Source organism: Luteimonas sp. R10 (assembly GCF_045689605.1).
Classification (GTDB): Bacteria; Pseudomonadota; Gammaproteobacteria; order Xanthomonadales; family Xanthomonadaceae; genus Luteimonas.
In genome coordinates, this window is sequence record NZ_CP141262.1 from 1154105 (window position 1) to 1174296 (window position 20192).

The 20192-nt window shown below is 63.4% G+C and carries 11 protein-coding genes and 1 pseudogene; 7 read left to right on the top strand and 5 right to left on the bottom strand.

What is annotated here, in order from left to right; translation table 11 throughout:
• Nucleotides 1–39 precede the first annotated feature (39 nt).
• On the top strand, nucleotides 40–1203 hold the full coding sequence (locus U3649_RS04870) for a serine hydrolase domain-containing protein (protein WP_407353757.1): 1164 nt from the start codon (nucleotides 40–42) through the stop codon (nucleotides 1201–1203).
• A 317-nt stretch (nucleotides 1204–1520) separates the two neighbouring features.
• Here U3649_RS04870 and U3649_RS04875 read toward each other — a convergent pair.
• The 5 genes and pseudogenes from U3649_RS04875 to U3649_RS04895 all read right to left on the bottom strand — a co-directional run.
• A pseudogene (locus U3649_RS04875) lies at nucleotides 1521–2072 on the bottom strand (alanine racemase); the annotation flags it as partial.
• Nucleotides 2073–2077: 5 nt separating this feature from the next.
• A complete protein-coding gene (locus U3649_RS04880) occupies nucleotides 2078–3364 on the bottom strand; it encodes a D-amino acid dehydrogenase (protein WP_407353758.1) in 1287 nt (428 codons plus the stop codon).
• 311 nt (nucleotides 3365–3675) lie between these two features.
• The gene (locus U3649_RS04885; protein ID WP_407353759.1) at nucleotides 3676–4080 is read right to left on the bottom strand and encodes a RidA family protein; all 405 of its coding nucleotides are present in this window, start codon (nucleotides 4078–4080) and stop codon (nucleotides 3676–3678) included.
• A 210-nt stretch (nucleotides 4081–4290) separates the two neighbouring features.
• Nucleotides 4291–5346, bottom strand: coding sequence for a pyridoxal-phosphate dependent enzyme (locus tag U3649_RS04890; RefSeq protein ID WP_407353760.1), 1056 nt, complete (start codon nucleotides 5344–5346; stop codon nucleotides 4291–4293).
• Nucleotides 5347–5461: 115 nt separating this feature from the next.
• Nucleotides 5462–6745, bottom strand: a complete 1284-nt coding sequence (locus U3649_RS04895) for a cation:dicarboxylate symporter family transporter (RefSeq protein WP_407353761.1) — start codon at nucleotides 6743–6745, stop codon at nucleotides 5462–5464.
• A 216-nt stretch (nucleotides 6746–6961) separates the two neighbouring features.
• On the opposite strand from U3649_RS04895, the gene U3649_RS04900 reads away from it, so the two are divergent.
• From U3649_RS04900 to U3649_RS04925, 6 genes are all read left to right on the top strand, one after another.
• Nucleotides 6962–10078, top strand: coding sequence for a TonB-dependent receptor domain-containing protein (locus U3649_RS04900; RefSeq protein WP_407353762.1), 3117 nt, complete (start codon nucleotides 6962–6964; stop codon nucleotides 10076–10078).
• On the top strand, nucleotides 10075–11478 hold the full coding sequence (locus U3649_RS04905; RefSeq protein WP_407353763.1) for an amidohydrolase: 1404 nt from the start codon (nucleotides 10075–10077) through the stop codon (nucleotides 11476–11478). The genes U3649_RS04900 and U3649_RS04905 overlap by 4 nt, the downstream gene beginning before the upstream one ends.
• Nucleotides 11478–12845 carry an amidohydrolase family protein gene (locus U3649_RS04910; RefSeq protein ID WP_407354544.1) on the top strand — a complete coding sequence of 456 codons (1368 nt, stop codon included), beginning with the start codon at nucleotides 11478–11480 and terminating at the stop codon, nucleotides 12843–12845. Before U3649_RS04905 ends, U3649_RS04910 begins: the two co-directional genes overlap by 1 nt.
• A 25-nt stretch (nucleotides 12846–12870) precedes the next feature.
• The gene (locus U3649_RS04915) at nucleotides 12871–14253 is read left to right on the top strand and encodes a M14 family zinc carboxypeptidase (protein ID WP_407353764.1); all 1383 of its coding nucleotides are present in this window, start codon (nucleotides 12871–12873) and stop codon (nucleotides 14251–14253) included.
• A 249-nt stretch (nucleotides 14254–14502) separates the two neighbouring features.
• Entirely contained in the window at nucleotides 14503–16566 is a 2064-nt protein-coding gene (locus tag U3649_RS04920) for a S9 family peptidase (protein WP_407353765.1), read from the top strand.
• 433 nt (nucleotides 16567–16999) lie between these two features.
• Nucleotides 17000–20044, top strand: a complete 3045-nt coding sequence (locus U3649_RS04925; protein ID WP_407353766.1) for a TonB-dependent receptor plug domain-containing protein — start codon at nucleotides 17000–17002, stop codon at nucleotides 20042–20044.
• Nucleotides 20045–20192: the final 148 nt, after the last annotated feature.

The window sequence follows — 20192 nt, forward strand, 5'->3', positions numbered from 1 at the left end:
CTTGAATCACCTTTCCGTCCTCCGAGCAAGCGTTCGACAATGAACCGGACCGCCAGACAGATCCTCGTCTTCCACCGCGCCTGGCTGCTATGCCTGCTACTGTTCGCTCTGCCCGCGCAGGCGTTGGACGCCACAGGCCCCTACGCCCGGCTTGAGCAGTTGCGCGAGGCGGCGCATGCGCCCGGCGCGACTGCCGCTGTCATGGTCGAGGGCGAGCTGGTGTTTTCCGGAGGCGTCGGCCAAGCCGACGCCGAGAACATGGTGCCGGCCGACGGTGCCAGCGTGCACAACATCGGCTCGGTGTCGAAGGTGATGGGCGTGATCGCGGTGATGCAGTTGGTCGAGGAGGGCAAGATCGACCTGGATGCGGAAATCCAGGCGTATGCGCCATGGTTCCCCCGGAAGCAGGCGCCGATCACCGTGCGCCAGATCCTGACCCACACCTCCGGCATCCGCCATTACCGCGATGGTGAGTTCGGCGAGGGTGAGGTGCTGCGTTTCCAGCAGTTCGATGGAATCGAGGCCGCCTCGCTCCGTTGGCGGGACGAGCCGCTACTGTTTGCGCCCGGCACGTACTGGAACTACTCCTCGTTCGCCACCAACCTGCTGCAGGCGGCGATAGAGCAGGCCAGCGGCCAGGACATGGAGAGCTACATGCGCGAACGCATCTGGCGGCTGGCCGGCATGGACTCGACCCAGTTCGACGTGCCGGCACGAATCGTTCCGCGGCGCGCGCGCGGCTACGAGTGGGACGCCGACACCAGTACCCTCGCCAACGCGATGCAAGAAAATGTCAGCTACAAGTACGTCGGTGGCGGCATCCTGTCCAGCGACGAGGACATGGTACGGATGGGGCATGCGTTGAACGGCGGCAGGCTGCTCGGCGCCGGGGCCATGGCCGAAATGTATCGGCCGCAACTGGATGCGTCGGTGACGCGGCCGCCGTCTACGCCGAATGAACGGCCTGGCCGCGACGGCGTGCCAGTGCAGGGCCTGATCTGGCGCGTGCAACAGGACGCCGCCGGCCGGACCTATGTCGCCCACGGCGGCAGCGTGAAGGGCACCCTGTCGTACTTGGCCAATTATCCCGGACAGGACGTGGTGGTGGCCCTGCACGTCAACGCCAGGGGTGGCGAAGCCGATCTGCGCACGGTGGCCGAGGCACTGGCGGCGAAGTTCCTGCCAATGGTGGAGAAGGACTGAACGCGACCGGCGATATCTCCGATCGCCTGCTCGCGATCCTGTCGGGTCCAGGCCTGCACCGGTTCCGGATGGTGAGGGCTTTGGCGCGCACTTGGGACCGACCCGGTGAGCGCCTTGAAATCTGGCCCGCACACGAGAGGGGTTTAGGGCTGAGGTTTTCGCCACGTTTTCATGCTTGCGGCTTCGTCTGGTCGAGCGTTCCAGGCAGCGGTGACCACGGGGCGATCCAGCCATCGGGACGCCGGCTCCATCGGTCATCGCCTGACCAACCCACCGCGGCCCACGCGCAAGGCGATGCTTGCCGGCGTGCCGTGCGGCAGCGCGGAGGACACGGCCTCGAACGCCGCCAGTTGCGCTTCGGTGGCAGCCTGCGACAGTTCGTCGGCGCGTGCGAAGTGGGTCATCGCGACGATGTCGCCGACGCATGGCAACGCCCGCAAGCGTTGCCATGCGTCGAGATACTCGCCGGGCGACAACCCCAGCCGATGCATGCCCGAGTCGAGCTTCAGCCAGACCTGCAGCGGCCTGCCGGAGCGATGGCGCTCGAGCGCCTGAACCTGGTACGGCGAGGCGACCACGGTCCACAGCTCGTGCGCTCCGATCAGCGTCAGTTCGCCGGCGTCGAAGAAGCTCTCCAGCAGCACGATCGGCGCGCGGATGCCGGCCTCGCGCAGTTCCAGCGCTTCCTCGATGCAGGCCACGCCGAAGCCGTCGGCTTCGTTGTCGATCACGCGCGCGCACTGCAGCGCGCCGTGGCCGTAAGCGTCGGCCTTGACCACCGCCAGCGCCTTGCCACCGCCGAGCGCACGCGCATGGCGGCAGTTGCGGCGGAACGCCTCGAGATCGATGGTGGCCCGAGCAGGACGCATGGCAGTCAGCGTAGCCCGGCCGACGCTGCGAACCACGGTTGCCGGTAGCGGGAGATGTCGAGGCCCTCGGGGTCGATCGCCGGCCTGCGCGCGTCGATCAGGTCGGCGAGATAGCACGCCGAGCCCGCGGCCATCGTCCAGCCCAGCGTGCCGTGGCCGGTGTTGAGCCAGAGGTTGCGGTACCTGGTCGCGCCGACCACCGGCGGACCATCGGGCGTGGACGGGCGCAGGCCGGCCCAGAATTCCGCGAACGCAAGATCGCCGCCATCCGGATACAGGCTGCGCACCACCATCTCCAGCGTCTGCCGGCGGTGTGGGCACAGCGACAGGTTGTAACCGGAGATTTCCGCCATACCCCCGACGCGGATGCGTCGGTCGAAGCGGGTGATCGCGACCTTGTAGCTCTCGTCGAGCACGGTCGAGACCGGCGCCATCTCCTCGCGCACGATCGGAATGGTCAGCGAGTAGCCCTTCAGCGGACACACCGGCAGGTGGATGCCGATCGGCGCCAGCAGGCGCGGCGACCAACTGCCCAGCGCCAGCACGTAGTGGTCCGCGGTTTCGACCTGGCCATCGATGCGGACACCGGAGACGCGGTCGCCATCGGCCTGCAGCGCGTCGATAGTCTGGCCAAAGCGGAATTCGACGCCCTGTGCGGCCGCCAGCTCGGCGAGCTTGCAGGTGAACAGGTGGCAGTCGCCGGTCTCGTCGCCGGGTAGGCGCAGCGCGCCGGCGAAGCTGCCGGCCTGTTTCGCCAGCGCTGGCTCGACCCGGACGATGCCGTCGCGATCGAGCAGTTCGTAGGTCACGCCGTACTCGCGCAGGATCGCGATGTCCTTGGCGGCACTATCGAGCTGGGCCTGGGTGCGGAACAACTGCGTGGTGCCCAGGGTGCGTTGCTCGTACTCGATCCCGGTGTCGCGGCGCAGCTCTTCCAGGCACCCGCGGCTGTATTCGGCCAGGCGCACCATCCGCGCCTTGCTGATCGCGTAGCGGTGATGGGTGCAGTTGCGCAGCATCTGCCACAGCCAGTGGTACTGGTCGGGATTGGCGGTTGGCTTGATCGTGAGCGGCGCATGCCGCGACAGCAGCCAGCCGATCGCCTTGGCGGGGATGCCGGGCGCGGGCCACGGCGAGGCGTAGCCGGGCGAGATTTGACCGGCGTTGCCGAAGCTGGTCTCGCGCGCAGGGCCGGGCTGGCGGTCGACCACGACCACGTCGTGTCCGGCTTGGCGCAGGGACCAGGCGCTGGTCACGCCTATCACGCCGGAACCCAGGATCAGGATGCGCATCGCTTTTGCCTCGACGGAAAACGGCCGGACCCTGTCGGAGGCCCGCGCGGCGGCGTGTTGAAGGGGATTTCTCTCGGGTTCCTGGGGCATCGTTGTTCCCGTGCAGGCGGGGAACGGCGACAGCGAACACCATCTCCTGCCCTCCTCGGCAGCACCACGCGCGCCGGGTATCGAAGACATCCGCATCAAGAACTCTGGTCGTGCAGTGCCCGCGTTAAGGGGGAGGCCACGCAGCGACCCGTTCGATTATTTCGATCCGGAATCGAGAAGTGCGGCGTTCAAAGTGTTGCGCCAGGGGAGGGCTCGTGCGTCTAACGTTGTTTGTCTAACGCGACGGCCTCTACTTCCACTGCGACTCCGTAGTGGAGCTCGGACACGCCAGCGACAGCGCGAGCAGGCCGATGGCTCCCAATCCATTCGGCGTAGATCCGGTTGAAAACCGGCCATTGCCGCATGTCGGTAACGTAAATTCGTACCTGCACCAGATCACAGCGGCCGACGCCGGCAGTGGAAAGGCAGCCGTCAAGATTATGAAGTGTTTGCTTGGCTTGCTCGGTGAATGTTGCATTGGTGAGTGCCACGCCTTGTCCGGTCACTGGAAGTTGGCCAGAGATGTAGATTTGGCCGCCCGCTACGCAGACATGCGAATAGTGGCCTGCCGGCGGAGCGATGTCAGGGCTGTTTGCGCAACGGATAGATGGCGAGACATCGAGCATTACGGTTCTCCAGAGAATCGACTTCCGGGATGAAAGTCCGGGTCAAAGTTGGTTGAGAAGGAATGTGAAGTGGGTATCGTTGGTCGTATGCCGCAGACCAAACGGGGCGACCACCAGGAAGGGACAATCGCCGTGGGCGGCGACTAAATCCGAACTGCATTGGAGAAGCCAAGCCGCCGCCATATCGGAGCCACTTTTCAACTTCCAGGATCATTCAGCTCGGGCAAGGAGCTGCGTGATCAACGGAGCCGTTTTGGCGCCTGTCCCAGTAACAAGAACGACAGTTCTCTCTCCGGACTTGATAACCCCGCGACAGATAAGGATCTCAAGCGCCGCGGCCGCGGTGGCAGAGGTCGGTTCACAGAACAGTCCCTGTCCTGCCATTCGCCTCAAGGCTGCAATGATCTCCTCTTCCCGTACGGCAACCGTTTCCCCTCTGCTGTCCCTCAAGGCCGCAAGATTCTCACGCAGACGCAATGGACGTTTGATCATCGTTCCTTCGGAAATCGAATCGAAGATCTCACGCTCGACAGGCGTGTCCACTCCCGCCTGAAATGAAGCGTCAATCGGAGAGCAGTTCAGCGGCTGTGCGCCAAAGAGTCGAGGAAGCCTATCGATTTGGCCGGCGGCAAGCAGTTCCTTGAAGCCGATGTCGCAGCCGATCAAATTGCTGCCAGCACCGACGGGCATGATGATGTTGTCGGGTGCTTGGAAGCCGAAATCTTCCCAGAGTTCGTATGCGATCGATTTCGTTCCTTGTAGGAAGAATGGCTGCCAGTTGTGGCTGGAATAGAAGATCCGTTCGGATTGCCGAATCGCCTCGGCCTCGGATTCCTCACGCGGACCCTCGACCAGTTGCACTTCGGCGCCGTACGCACGGACCTGGGCAATCTTGGCCGACGACGTGTAGGCCGGTGCAAGGATCTTGACGTGCATGCCGCCGGCGGCGCCGTAACCTGCGACGGACGCCCCGCCATTGCCGGAACTGTCTTCGAGGACGGCATCGACGCCCATCTGGCGCAGATACGACAGCATGACGGTTGTGCCGCGGTCCTTGAAGCTTCCCGTGGGACTGAACCATTCGAGCTTGAAGTAGGGCCTAAAATCGCCCCACCCCTTCTGTACTAGCGGGGTGCAGCCTTCGCCAAGAGAGATCGGCGCGGAAACATCCATGGGCAAGGACGCTCGGTAGCGCCAGAGCGATCGTGTGCCGCGTTCGATGTCGTCCCTCGAGATTCCGCGTTGCGGCGTGATCAGCAACGGCATGCGCTCGTCGGAGCACCATCGCGGCACGTCGAGGGGATAGGTGGCTCCGGTGCGGGGCTCAATGTAGCGGGAGTCTTGCATGGTCGGGTCTCGGATCAGGATGGGTACGGGCGGCTCACGGCATCCGCGGCGCGTCGCTCCGGGCCTCGGGCGGAACGTCGGTGCGCTGGCCGTGCCAATAGGCGATCGCCATCGTCGCCACGCCGTTGCCCGCCACGTTGGTCACCGTACGCATGGCGTCCATCAAACGGTCGACGCCGAGGATCAACGCCAGGCCGGCGAGGGGAATCTCGGGGAACATTGCTAAGGACGCGGCGAGGGTCACGAATGAGCCGCCGGTGACGGCGGCCATGCCCTTCGAGGTCAACAGGAACACCAGCAGCAGCGATATCTGTTCGCCTAGGCCCAAGTGGACGCCCGATGCCTGCGCGATGAACAACGCGGCGAGCGTCATATAGATCGATGAGCCATCCAGGTTGAACGAGTAACCCGTCGGAACGACGAAGCCGACCACGCCCTTGCTGCAGCCGGCGGTCTCCAGTTTGCGCATCAATCCCGGCAGAGCGGCTTCGGAGGATGTGGTCGTGAAGGCGATGATCATTTCCTCCTTGATGTGGCGCACGAACTTCACCAGGCTGAACTTGGTGAGGTACGACACAGTGCCGAAGACCACGACGAAGAAAAGTCCGCACCCGGCATAGACCAGGCCGACGAGCTTGGCCAGCGGCAGCAGCGAAGCGACTCCGAACTTGCCGAGCGTGAAGGCGGCGGCGCCGAACACGCCGATGGGCGCAAGCTTCAGCACCACGCCGACCACCCTGAAGGTTGCGTCGGTCCAGATCGCGAGCATGTCGGTCACGGGCCTGGCGCGATCGCCCAGCGAGAAGAGCGCGTAGCCGAACAGCAGGGACACCAGCAGGATCTGGAGCATCACGCCGCTGGCCAGTGCGTCGAACACCGTCTTCGGAATGACGTTCAGCAGGAACTCCACGGTCGAAGGCGCCGCGCCGCCTTCTGCGAATCTCGTGACCGTCGCCGCGCCGTCAGGGGGAATGGACAGGCCGGCCCCCGGCTGGAAGACATTGCCCAGTACCAGTCCGAGGATGAGGGCGAGGGTGCTGACCACCTCGAAATAGACGATCGCCCTCGTTCCGAGCTGGCCGAGACCGCCACCGCGCTTCATCTGCGCGAAACCCGTGACGATGGTCAGGAAGACGATGAGCCCCGCCACCATCTTGATCAGCTTGACGAAGCCGGTCGCCAGGGGATTGAGCTCCGCGCCGAGCCCGGGCCACAAGAATCCGAGCGTGCCGCCCAGCAGCAACCCGACCGCCAACTGGAACGACAGCGTCAGGTAGACCGGTTTTCTCGGAGCGACGGGAATCGAGTTCGAAGGCATCGCCTGGCTCCGCTCAAGGCACCAAACACGTTGTGAAGAGGGGTTCGATCTCCGCGCCGTACGGCGCGAATTACAGAATATCCAGAGCTTGACGTTTTGTATAGGGCAGTGCTAAATACGCCAATCGGCCGATTGGCGGATGGACCCGATGACGACGCTGCAAGTCCTGGTTCGTTGCTTCAGGTATCTCATTCTTGGCCCGGGAGGGGGAATTCGATGAAGAAGAAACTCGTGCTGCGCATCGCCGCCCTGACGATGGCGCTCGGCGCGGCGCAAGCGGTCCACGCGGCCGACGGCCGCAAGGTCGAGGTCCCTGCGGGCGACCTGATTTCAGCCTTGAAAGCGTTGTCCAGTCAGGCCGATGTGGAGTTCGTCTACGAGGCCGGGCAACTGCAGGGGCTGCAGACGAACGGAGCAAGCGGAGAGCTTTCGGCGGAGGAAGCCGTCGCCAGACTGCTCGAGGGAACGAACCTCCAGGTCGCCGGGCACAGGAGTGGTGCGATCGTGATCTCCACCTCTCCGCCTGCGGTGATCGAGGCGGCCGCGCCGCCCGCAGACGATCCCGGCGGACAGGCTTCGGCGACTTCCCCGGACGTGACCGAGTTGGACAAGGTCATGGTGACGGGGTCGCGCCTCCAGCAGATGGGTGCCGACAGCGTGATCCCGGTGAAGCAACTCGACCAGCGAGAGCTCATCGAAGCGGGCCAGATGGACCTGGTCGAAACCTTGCGCGACGTGCCTGGCGTGGGCGGCAACGACAGTCTTACCGGCAATCAGGGTTCGATCCAGGGCAACGGCCTGTCCACGATCTCCCTGCGCGGCCTCGGCCTGGCGCGCACGCTGGTGCTCATCGACGGCCGGCGCACGGTGTCCAACGCAGGCAATCGCAACGTCGTGAGCCTGAGTACCATCCCGCAGTACATGATCGGCCGTGTAGACGTCACGACGGGCGGCGCCTCGGCCGTCTACGGGTCCGATGCCATCGCCGGTGTCGTGAACATCATCACGCCGGAACGGATGGACGGATTCAAGGTGCGCCTGGTGGAGCGCGCCACGCAAGACGGCGGCGGTGGTTCCACCGAGTTCTCGATAGGCGCGGGTTCCCGGTTCTTCGACGACCGGCTTTACGTCATGGGCGCGGTGACCTACGACGAACAGCGCCCGCTGTATGCGAGGGACCGCGACTGGGCGCTGCGATCCGCCTCGTACAGCGCGAACAGCAACAGGCTCACCACCCCGCACATGACCAGCTTCAATCCGGGCGGGCGATTCGCCGGGGACCTGTTCTATTACGACGAGGAGGGCCTGCAGGAGGGGTTCGTCACTTCCGTCAACGGATGGGACGTGCGGCAGGAGGGCTTCCTGATCACGCCGCGCGAGATGATCAACGCCGGCGGCAAGTTGATGTTCGATATCAACGACGATCTGCAGTTCTTCGGCCATGTGATGTACTCGGCCGTCGACACCGAGATGGAATTCGAGCCGGTGTATGCGGGCTGGGGCACGACCTATGGGGTGAACGATGAGTTCCAGCTTGGACGAATCCCCAGGGACAACCCTTTCGCGCCTGCGGAGATTGTCGCGCGCGTGGGCAGTGCGGGCATTACCTGGACGCGGCGGTTCAACGAGCTCGGAAACCGTGGATTCGACAATCACCGCGTGACATGGCGCGGTACGGCGGGCTTCCGGGGAACGCTGTTCGACGGCGCGTGGGACTGGGACGCCACCTACGGATTCGGCGACTTCGACGGGCACCAGGTCAGCAAGAACTATCTGAACATGCGCAACATGAGCCACGCCCTGGACGCCGCCACGGTCGATGGCGCGGTGGTCTGCGCCGATCCGGTGGCGCGCACGGAGGGATGCGTGCCGCTGAACCTGTTCGGCGTGGGGTCGATCTCGCCGGAGGCGGCGGACTACATCCGCTCCGACAAGCAGTTCTGGGCGCGCAACCGGCAGCACACGTTCGAGGCCAGCATCACCGGCTCCCCGTTTTCCATGCCGGCGGGCCCGGCGCAGACGGCTTTCGGTGTCGAGTGGCGGCGCGACGAGACCAGCAGCCGCACCGACGATCTCACCCAGGAGGGAATGTCCAGCGGCCCGTTCATTCCGGACTTCACCGGCGAGATCACGGCACGATCCGCGTATGCCGAGGCGCGGCTGCCCCTGCTTCGCGACCTTCCGCTGGCGCGGGATCTGAGCGTCGAACTCGCCTTTCGCGTGTCCGACTATCCGGATCTGGCGAACGTCGGCACCACCTTCAGCTATCGCGGCGGCGTGCAGTGGACGCTGGTCGACAGGCTGATGTTCCGGACCGCGTATGGCCTGGCCCAACGCGCACCCTATACGACAGAGTTGTATTCGCCGCCGCGGGACGGCTACTCCAACGTCTCCGACGTGTGCCACGACATCACCGCGGCGACACCGGGAATCGCAGCGGACAATTGCCGCCTCGATCCGGGCATTGCCGCGGTCATCGCCCGGGACGGCCGGTTCATCCAAGACAACACGCGTGTATTCACGCCCGCAAGCGGCAACATCGACCTGAAAGAAGAGACCGCGCACACGCTGACCGCCGGGTTCATTTTCGCCCCGTGGAAAGGGATGGAAGCCAGCATCGACTACTACGACATCAAGATCGAGGACGCGATCACCTCCATCAGCAACCCCAGTCTGCTGAGCGAGTGCTACTTCCATCCCGATGGCATCGACAACGAGTTCTGTGCGCCCATCAGGCGGGACGCGGAAGGGCAGATCATCCGGATCGACAACCAGCAGCTGAATCTGAACTCGATGCGCGCGTCCGGAATCGACGTGGCGTTCAACCAGCGCTTCGATTTGAACCGCCTGGGCGTGCCGGGGCAGTTCACGCTGGACGGCAGCTACACCCACCGTACCCGGCTGGAAACGATATTCGAGGGCGCAACAGGCCCGACGACCACCGATTTCAATGGTGCGGTCGGTACCTTCAGGAACGAGGCCAGGGTGGGACTCGCGTGGTCGAACAGTCCCGTGCGGGTCAAGTGGACCACCATCTACAAGGACGAGGCGGTCGACAGCAATGCGCGCAAGGACCTGTTCGAATCGTTGGGTACGACCGACCCGCTGTTCCTGCATGTGCCGAGCTTCGTCCGTCACGACCTGAACATCAGCATCTCCCCGATACGCACGGGCAATGTCAGTTGGCGCGTGTTCGGCAACATCATCAACGTGTTCGATCGGCACAGCCCGTTCCTGCCGTCGGGCACCGACAGTGGCGGGACCTACAACTACAACGGGACCTATGGCGTGAGCGGCCGGACGTTCTCGCTGGGAGTGGAGATCCGCCTGTGAGCCCACGGGGCAAGCATGCAGGCGATCTGGAATTGCCGACGAAGCCGAGGCTGGCGGCCTGGTCGGCCATGGTTCTGCTGGCCGCGTGCTGGCAGGTTCGGGCGACGGATCCTTACCCATCGACCTACCAACGGTATCCAGGGGAACCGACGCTGATCACACAGGTGACGATCTTCGATGGCGAAGGCGGTCGGCTCGACGACGCTTCGATCCTCTTTGCCGACGGCGAGGTCGTGGCGCTCGGAAAGGATATCGCGGCTCCCGCCGGTGCCAGGGTGATCGATGGCCGGGGGAAATGGGTCACCCCCGGCATCATCGACGCCCACAGCCACCTGGGCGCGCTGTCTTCGCCGCAGGTCAAGGCCAGCGCCGATCTCAACGAGATGACCAATGCCAACACCGCACAGGCGTGGGTGGAGCACAGCGTCTGGCCCCAGGACCCGGCTTTCGCCCGTGCGTTGGCCAACGGGGGCGTGACCGCCCTGCAGATCCTGCCGGGTTCGTCGAACCTGTTCGGCGGCCGTTCGGTGGTCCTGAAGAACGTGCCTGCACGCACGGTGCAGCAGATGAAGTTTCCAGGCGCTCCTTACGGTCTGAAAATGGCCTGCGGCGAGAATCCAAAAAAGCGCTATACCACCTCGCGGATGGGCAACGTCGCGATCACCCGGCAAGCCTGGGCGAAGGCGGCCGAGTACAAGCGCGAATGGGACGGGTACCGTGATCGTGGTGGAACGCCGCCCAAGCGCGACCTGCAGCTCGATACGCTGATGGGTGTACTGGCCGGCGAGATTCTGGTCCACCACCATTGCTTCCGCGCCGACGAGATGGCGCAGATGCTGGATCTGTCGCGGGAGTTCGGCTATCGCATCACGGCGTTTCATCACGCCGTGGAAGCCTACAAGATCGCCGACCTGCTGCGCGACAGCTCGGTGTGTGCGGTGGTGTTCTCGGACTGGTGGGGCGGCAAGCTGGAAATGCGCGACGCCATCGACGAGAACCTGCCGCTGCTGGAAAACGCTTCGGCATGCGCGATGATCCATTCGGACAACGCGATGCTGATCCAGCGGCTCAACCAGGAGGTGGCGAAGGCACTGGCTGCCGGGCGGCGTGCCGGGCTCGAGATCAGCGATGAAAGGGCGTGGACCTGGCTGTCGATCAATCCGGCCAAGGTCTTGGGCATCGCCGACCGCACCGGTAGCCTGCGGCCAGGAAAGATGGCCGACATCGTGCTGTGGAACGGGCATCCCTTCAGCGTCTATACGCGGCCGGAGAAGGTCTGGATCGATGGCGCCTTGCTCTTCGACGCGCTCGATCCCGGGCGACAGCCGATCAGCGACTTCGATCTGCGTGAGCGTGCCGGGCGCCCTGATTCTGTCGGCCGACGGAGAACATTCCCGTGATGCTCGCACGACCGCTTGCGGCCCTGTTCGTGCTCGGCATGATGTCTTCATGCGCATCGAGCCGATCATGGGCAACCGGGTCGCCGTCGTCTCCGTCCATGCCCGGGACGCAGCCGGCGCGAGTGGTCGCGATCATGGGCGGGACGGTGGTGATCGGCGATGGCTCGAAACCGATCGAGAACGGTACGGTCGTCTTGCGGGACGGCCGCATCTTGGCCGCCGGGGAGCGCGTCCAGGTTCCCGCGGATGCGCAGCGCATCGATGCTACTGGCAAATGGGTGACCCCCGGCATATTCGCCGGCTTCACCCGCGTCGGGCTGGTCGAACTGGATCTGGTCGAGTCGACCAATGACACCGCTGCCGAATCCTCGGCCTACTCGGCGGCGATCGATATAGCGCCTGCGGTGGATTGGCGCGCTTCGGCGATCGGCGTCAGCAGGCGCAGCGGAGTGACGCGGGCGCTGGTCGCACCGCGCAGCGGAAAAAGCCTCTTTGCGGGGCAAGGAGCTGTTATCGATCTCGCCGACGATCCGCAGGTGATCACGCGGCCGCGCGCGTTTCAGTTCGTCGAACTGGGCGAACTAGGCGCGAGCCGGGCCGGCGGGAGTCGTGCCGCCGCGCACCTCGAGTTGAGATTGGCGCTACAGGCGGCACAAAGCGCCGGGTCGGAGCAGCATGCGGGCAACAGCCACGCGACCGGTGGCAGTCGCCTGCAAAGGGCCGACATTGCCGCGCTTGTGCCCGTGGCCAGCGGCGAGATGCCCTTGCTGGCGCATGTCGAGCGCGCCAGCGACATCCTCGCGGCACTGGAATTGAAGCGCGAATTCCCCGGCTTGGCTCTGGTGCTGGTGGGAGCCGGTGAAGGGTGGATGGTGGCGGACCGGATTGCCGCGGCCGGCGTGCCGGTGATCGCGTCGGCGCTGAACAACCTGCCGTCGCGGTTCGAGATGCAGGCCGCGACCCAGTCCAACATCGGCATGTTGCACGCTGCGGGTGTCGTAGTGGCGGTCGGGATGATCGACGACTTCGATTCGCGCCAGGCGCGCGTCACCCGGCAGTACGCGGGCAATTTGGTGGCACTGAGCAGGCTGCCTGGGGCCGTTGGGCTGCAGTGGGATCAGGCGTTCGCCGCGATCACGTCCAGGGTCGCAGAAATCATGGGGCTAGGCGCGGAAATCGGGTCGTTACGACCGGGGCGCCGCGCGGACGTCGTGATCTGGGATACGGATCCGCTTGAACTGGCCTCCATGCCCGAGCGGGTGCTGATCGACGGGCAAGAGCAGCCGCTGCGAACGCGCCAGACAGAGTTGCGCGACCGCTATCTCAGCCCGGCGCCGAGTGGATTGCCAAAAGCGTATGAGCCTTAGTAGCACTGTTCCTCAGGAGGAAGTGATGAACGACATGTTTCGACGTCCCCGGCCGATGGCCGATGTGCTGTTGGTGTTGCTGCTCCTGTTGGCGCCGTTCACCGCGCTGGCGGAAAGGTTCTATCCAACGATCGCCGAGGTGGAACTGAAACTCGACGAGTTGGAGACGACGTATCCAGATCTGGCGAAGAAATACCTCATCGGCACGTCTGTCGTGGAAGACAAGGACATCTATGCGCTAAAAATTTCCTCGGATGTCGACGAGCAACAGGACAAGCCCGTTTGGATATTCACCGGGGTCATCCACGGCAACGAGCACATGGGACTGAAGGTGGTGATGGATCTGGCAACCAGGTTGACAGGGGAGTATCTGACCAACGCGGAAGTCAAAAAATGGGTCGATGCGTACGACATCTGGTTGGTGCCCTATATGAACCCCGTCGGGTACCAGTACCGCGTGCGGGGCAACAGGCAGGTGAACTGGGTGGATCTGAACAGGAATTACGACTTCCACTGGCAGAATGGGCAAGCTACGCCCGGCGCATCGGCTTATCGAGGTACGGCGCCATTTTCAGAACCCGAAGCCCAGGCAATGAGAGATTTGTATCTCGAGATCCAACCCTGGTTCGGGATGGTCTTCCACTACGGCAACAACCCGGACGGCGGACAGATCATGTATCCGTGGAGCAGCACCAATGGTGGATTCAACCCGGATCGGGCTGCGTTGAGAGGATTTGCCCAGAAGTACGGGGATCTGGTCTTCGCTGCCAGGTCGCTGGGGGAGTTCTGTGAGGTAGCCAGCGGCGGCGGATACGTGCTTGAAGATCCTGATGGCGACCCTTGTGGTTCCACGCAGACGGAGCAGTATTGCAAGGAGTTGTGCTGGACCCCTTCGATATCCACCCAGGGGATATTGGGGATATCGTCGAACTGGGGTTATGCAGCAGTAGGAACGATGGATCTGACGGTGGAAATGACCGACCGGGCGTTCTACTTGCCATTCATGCACGAAAATCGCGCGCCAGAAACGGCGTATGAGCAGACGATACTCGATATCGCCACGGAGTTTGCAAATAACTACCTGGATGGTATCGAAGCATTATTCGATGATTTTCTGATTCCTGCTTCCACTGGTTATGATTTCAGGGCAAGCGGCGTGACTGGACATGTATTGGATGAAGACACTAGTGAGCCAGTAAGAGCCAAGATCGAGTTTATCGGTCACACCAGTGCCGAGGTCGAAGACCGCTACTCCAATGAACAGTTTGGTAGATTTTGGCGTTTTCTTCCTAACGGAAGCCACACGATTACCGTGAGCGCGCCAGGATACATCTCACATACAGAGACATTCACGCTTTCAACGGATGTCATGAAAAACATGCAGATCCTATTGGAGAAACAACCATAATTATCCGAACGTGGAATGTGGGCGTCGTGATCTGGGGCGCGGATCCGCTTTATGCATGCAGGAGGGGGTGATCTGGCAAGAGCAGAAGACCAAAATGCGGGAACGAATTGCGCGGCCGCTATCTCGGTCCGGCGCTTATTGAACTTCAGAAAACGTTTGAGACTTGATGGAATGATTGCTTGGGAGAAACTGGTGAACGACACGTCCCGACGTTTCCGTCGGTACCGCTCGGCGGCTGCTCTGCTGTTGGTGCTGGTGTTCCTGCTTGCGCCGTTCGCCGCGTCGGCGGTTGGCGGCTTCACCCTGGAGCAAGTTCGCAGCTACGCCTTCCCGCAGGACTTGATCGTCGCCCCAGACAGCGAGCAGGTCGCGTGGGTCGAGAACGCCGCCGGCCGCCGCAACGTCTGGGCGGCGGCGGCGCCGGACTTCAAACCCCGACAGCTGACCACCTATGACCGGGATGACGGCCAGGAGATCAGCAGCCTGGCTCTGTCCGATGACGGCCGCCGCCTGGTGTACGTCCGCGGCGGCGAGCACGGGGGGAATTGGGGCCGCACCCTACCCATCAATCCCACCTCCTCGCCGGTCGCGACCAAGGTCGAGATCTTCGGGATGAATGTGGCAGGTGGCCCCCCGCGGCGGTTGGCCGAAGGCGACTATCCGGTGCTTTCGCCCGACGGCCGCCAGGTGGCCTTCATCAAGAACGATGCCGCCTGGATCGTGCCGTTCGAAGGCGGGGTGAAAGCGCGGAGGCTGTTCAGCACCCGCGGTCGCGTCGGTTCCTTGGCCTGGTCGCCCGATAGCCGGCGCCTGGCCTTCGTGGCCTCGCGCGCGAGCCATGCCTTCGTCGGCATTTATCAGGACGACGCCACGCCGATCCTGTGGCTGGCACCGGATGCGGCACGCGACGGATCGCCGGTCTGGTCGCCAGATGGCCGCCGGGTGGCGTTCGTGCGATCGCCCGGTGACGGCGGTGCGCCCCGGCCGATTCTGCAGTTGCAACCCAAGCCGTGGTCGATCTGGGTTGCCGACGCGGCCACCGGACGCGGCACGCAACGGTGGGCCAGCGGCGAAGGATTGCGCGACTCGCTGATCGGCAGCAGCAAATTGCGTTGGGCAGATGGCGGACACCTGGTATTTCGGTCTTACCAGGACGGCTGGCAGCACTTGTACGCACTTCCGCCAGACGGCAGTACGGCCAGGCTGCTGACGCCGGGCGCCTACATGGTGGAGCACTACACCCTCAGCGCTGACCGCCGCCATATCATCTACGACGCCAACACCGGCCCGCTTCCCGACGACATCGACCGTCGCCATCTGTACCGGGTGGCGGTGGACGGCACCCGGCCGCCAGAACCCCTCACTTCCGGCACCGGGATCGAGACCTACGCCGTGGAGACCGCTGGAGGCCGGGTGCTGTTCTTCAGCGCGGACGCGCGGCGGCCGCCGCAGCCGGCCCTGCTGGATGGCGACGGCATTCGCCTGCTGGATCCGGATGCGCTGCCCACCGGCTATCCGCTGGAATCGCTGGTGACACCGCGCCGGGTGACCTTCCAGGCCGAGGATGGGGTGACCGTGCACGGCCAACTGTTCGAGCCGGAGAATGCGGCCGGCAAGCGTCCCGCGGTGGTGTTCATCCACGGCGGCCCGCAACGACAGATGCTGCTGGGCTGGCACTACATGGGCTACTACGCCAACGACTACGCGGTGAACCAATACCTGGCCAGCCAGGGCTACGTGGTGCTCGCGGTCAACTACCGGCTCGGTCCCGGCTATGGCCACGATTACCACTTCCCGCCGGAAGCGGGCCCGCGTGGCGCCTCCGAGTACCGCGACATCCGCGCCGCCGGACGCTACCTGCAGTCGCTGCCCGGCGTCGACGCGAACCGCGTCGGCGTCTACGGCGGTTCCTACGGCGGCTCCCTGACTGCGATGGCGCTGGCCCATGATTCGGCGCTTTTCAAGGTGGGCGTGGACGTGCATGGCCTGCACAATCGCGTATTGAACAAGGACGCACGCACGCGCTACGAGGCTCCGCCCGATGCCGAGGAAGCGATGGCGATGGCCTGGCGCTGGTCACCGGCCTCGGCTATCGCCACTTGGAAATCGCCGGTGCTGTTCATCCACGGCGACGATGACCGCAATGTCAAGTTCGGCCAAACGGTGGACCTGATCAAGCGGCTGCGAGGAACCGGCGTGCATTACGAGACGCTGGTGCTGGTCGACGAGACCCACAGCATCCATCGCTACGCGAACGTGCTGAGGATGAATGATGCAGTCGTGGAATTCCTGCGGCGGTATTTGGACCGTTGAGGATATCGGCGACTGGCGGTATCGCCATTTCTCTCGCGAAATCTGGTTCCGCAGAGTGGCGTCGCATATGCCAGTGCCGCCCCGGGGCTGACGCGTCCGGAGACGACGAAAAGCGCTGTCGGCTTCGGGCCAAATCGGCTCGTCAAGACCGCATGCCAAGTGACGGAGGGGTCGGAAGCATTGATCGGCCAGCGGGCATCTTGACAAGTGCCCGAATCTATACAAAATGTCTAAATATAGATGTTCTGTAATGATTGGTCGGACGGCCGTAGGTGCCCGGGCTGCTTGGCCAAACGCCATGGAGTTGGCGTCTTGCAGCGGCGTCGGGGGTGTTCTCGAGTTCCATGTCTATGTCTATCGCTGCGAAGCAATTGCCTGACGTTGCCGCTTGAGATCAGGAGCTTGTGAGATAGACCACCGGGGAGGAGCGAAGATGTATCAGCGACACCGCACCAAGCGCAACAGGCTGAGCATCGCCTTGTCAGCGGTACTCGTGGTTCCTGCCGCTCCCATGGCATTCGCCCAGGAGCAAGCGGAGCCCGCGAACCAGGCACCGGTGAGAGACGCCGAAACGGATGGCGCCACCGAGCTGGACAAGGTCGTCGTCACTGGCTCCCGCATCGCGCGGGACACCTTCAACTCACCCTCTCCAGTGCAGGTCATCAATCGAGAGGAAACGACACTTACCGAATTCAATTCCACGGCGGGCGTACTGCAGAGCAACGCAATCACTGGCGGCTCAGCGCAGATCAACAACTCCTTCGGCACTCTTGTCGTGGACGGGGGCGGCGGCGTCAACACGCTGTCCTTGCGCGGCCTGGGAGCGACGCGGACCCTGCTGTTGCTCAATGGCCGTCGCGTGGCACCCGCCGGCTCCCGCGGCGCGGTCGGATCGGCCGATCTGAATGTGCTTCCCAACATCCTGATCGACCGCGTCGAGATCCTCAAGGATGGTGCGTCCTCCATTTACGGTTCGGACGCCGTGGCCGGAGTGGTGAACATCATCACGCGGCAGAAAGTGGACAGCCCCGTGGTCGAGTTCCAGCACAACGCCACCCAGCACGGCGGCGGTGACGAGACGCGATGGTCCGTGATGGGGGGCGCATCGGGCGACGACTGGTGGGTGTCCGGGTCGCTCGAGCTCTACCATCGCAGCGAGATGGCTGTCGGCGATCGCGATTGGGCCAGCGGCTGCCCCCGGCCCTTGTTTGGGCTCGATGAGGCCACCGGTGAGTACGGGGCCGACGACCCCATCGATCCTGCGACCGGCAAGCCTAAGTGTTGGACCATCGACGACAACGGCGTCACCATGAACTTGATCGGGACACCGAATGGGGTGGGCGTCCCGGGTCCCGGAAGCCTGGGCTACTACGGCACGAACTTTCCGGGAGAGGATTCAGGGCTACCCCCCGGAATGGATCGCTTCAATCGCTGGCGTCCCAATCCCGCTGTCGCTGAAGGCGATTTCCCCGGCTATGAAGGCGTGGATTACTACGGTCGCGATGCGTTCGAACCCAGGTTGTTGAACAAGTCGCTGGTATCTCCAACCAAAAACGTCACCGGATTCCTGCAAGGCGCCAAGGCACTCGATGCATTGGGCGAAGCGGAACTCTACTTCGAGGTCTTGGCCCATCGCCGCGAATCATCGCAGACCGGATACCGCCAGCTTACGCTGGATTATCCGGTGAACAGTCCGCTGCTCCCTGCGATGTTCGATGGTCTTCCGCGCTACTCGGCGCCGCCGGGGAACGGCGCGACCAATGGCCAGGATGTCGCCGTTCGTGCCTTCATCGGGTTCGGAAACTACCGGGCCGAACAGATCGTCGACTTCTATCGCGCAACGGCTGGCTTGAAGGGTTTTATCGGAAAATCATGGAACTACGATTTCAGCTTGAGCCATGCTGAATCCGACGCCGATTACATGATCGAATCGTTCCTGACGGATCGCTATGCCAGGAGCCTTGACGTCGTTGCGGCCGGGAATGGTTTCGCCTGCCGGGATCCATCCGGCGGGTGCGTAGCTGCGCCGGTGCTCAACGTCGACACCGTTGGCGGTCGCCTGCCCAGGGATTGGGTTAACTATATCTTCCGTCCGACTTGGGGCAACACGACGTACGACGAATCGACGATCAACCTCACTGTCGATGGCCCTGTGTTCGATCTGCCTCACGGTACGGCCTACGGTGCCTTCGGCGCCGAGTATCGCCAGGCCGAGATTGACGACGCGCCAGCGCCGGATTCGGTGACGGGTAACCTGTACGGGTTGACGTCGTCACAACCGACCAGGGGCAAGGATTCGGTCAGGGAGGCGTTTGCCGAGGTCGAACTGCCGCTGCTTTCCGGTGTGACCGGTGTAAATGAGCTGACCCTCAATGTATCCGGCCGATACACCCACTACGACTCATACGGTGGCGACACCACGTACAAGATCGGACTCCTTTACTCGCCCACGGAATGGATGTCGCTTCGCGCGTCCAACGGCACGTCGTTCCGTGCGCCGGCATTGTTCGAGCAGTTCCTGGGGGCGACGACCAGCACCGCCAGTTCATCGGGTGACCCATGTAACGACTACGGCTCGCTGCCGCAAGCCGATCCGGTGAGGGTGAACTGCGCATCCGAGGGACTGCCGGGCGACTTCAACCAGAACAACAGCATCTGGGTCGAGACCAGAGGCGGGCAGGAAACCGGGCTGGCCGCCGAGACGTCGAAGGCGAGAACGGCAGGTATCATTCTGCAGCCAAATCTCCCGGAAGGACTCGGCGAACTATCCTTTGCCGCGGACTACTTCGACATCGAGGTCGAGAACGGAGTGAAGCGTCTGGCCGCGGCGGAAACCCTCAAGCTGTGCTACTCCGGCACTGCGGCCGACTTCCAGGCGCGCAACGGTTTGTGCAACCTGGTCACCCGTGGCGCCGCGACTTCGACGCTGGAAGTGGTGACAGGTTACGTGAACATCTCCGTGGACAAGGTGCGTGGTTGGGACTTCAACTTGCGTTATGTTCTCGGCGTCGGGCCAGGGGAGCTCCGTGCGACTGCGCAAGTTACGCACTTTACCGAACAGTCCGGAAAGACGTTCCCGGGTGACCCGATAAAAAACCGGAACGGTATCCTGAACTCGCCCGAGTATTCGGGACAGTTGGACCTTACCTATCAGCTCCAGGATTGGCAGCTGCGCTATGGCCTGGAATGGATAGACGGTCAGGACAGCTATGCTTTTCTTGCCGATGGCGATCAGGACCTGTATGACGCCTACAAGCAGACATACAAGATGTATGTCGATGATTACCACCTGTCTCACTTGTCGCTCAAATATACGGGGGACGGCTGGTCGCTGACGGGCGGTGTACGCAATCTGGCCGACAAGGAACCGCCGAGGATCTCAGGTCGGGTGATTGACATCATCGGGAACGCGCCACTTTATAGTGGATACGATTTTCTTGGCAGGTCGTTCTTCATGAATTTCACGAAGAAGTTCTGATTCGTGAGGCAGGCCGAGGCATGTGGCCGTTCCGACGGGGCGGCCCGTTCCATTATCCGAGCCGGAAGGATCGCTGTTGTGCAGCTGATGCTGCAGCGATTCGATCAAGAGTCACCTTGTGTCCGCTCAAGATACTTGCAGACGGTAT

Coding starts and splice junctions, on each gene's coding strand:
- U3649_RS04925 (WP_407353766.1), top strand. CDS start 17,000: ATGTATCAGCGACACCGCACCAAGCGCAACAGGCTGAGCATCGCCTTG.
- U3649_RS04870 (WP_407353757.1), top strand. CDS start 40: ATGAACCGGACCGCCAGACAGATCCTCGTCTTCCACCGCGCCTGGCTG.
- U3649_RS04890 (WP_407353760.1), bottom strand. CDS start 5,346: ATGCCGTTGCTGATCACGCCGCAACGCGGAATCTCGAGGGACGACATC.
- U3649_RS04880 (WP_407353758.1), bottom strand. CDS start 3,364: ATGCGCATCCTGATCCTGGGTTCCGGCGTGATAGGCGTGACCAGCGCC.
- U3649_RS04900 (WP_407353762.1), top strand. CDS start 6,962: ATGAAGAAGAAACTCGTGCTGCGCATCGCCGCCCTGACGATGGCGCTC.
- U3649_RS04885 (WP_407353759.1), bottom strand. CDS start 4,080: ATGCTCGATGTCTCGCCATCTATCCGTTGCGCAAACAGCCCTGACATC.
- U3649_RS04910 (WP_407354544.1), top strand. CDS start 11,478: ATGCTCGCACGACCGCTTGCGGCCCTGTTCGTGCTCGGCATGATGTCT.
- U3649_RS04895 (WP_407353761.1), bottom strand. CDS start 6,745: ATGCCTTCGAACTCGATTCCCGTCGCTCCGAGAAAACCGGTCTACCTG.
- U3649_RS04915 (WP_407353764.1), top strand. CDS start 12,871: ATGAACGACATGTTTCGACGTCCCCGGCCGATGGCCGATGTGCTGTTG.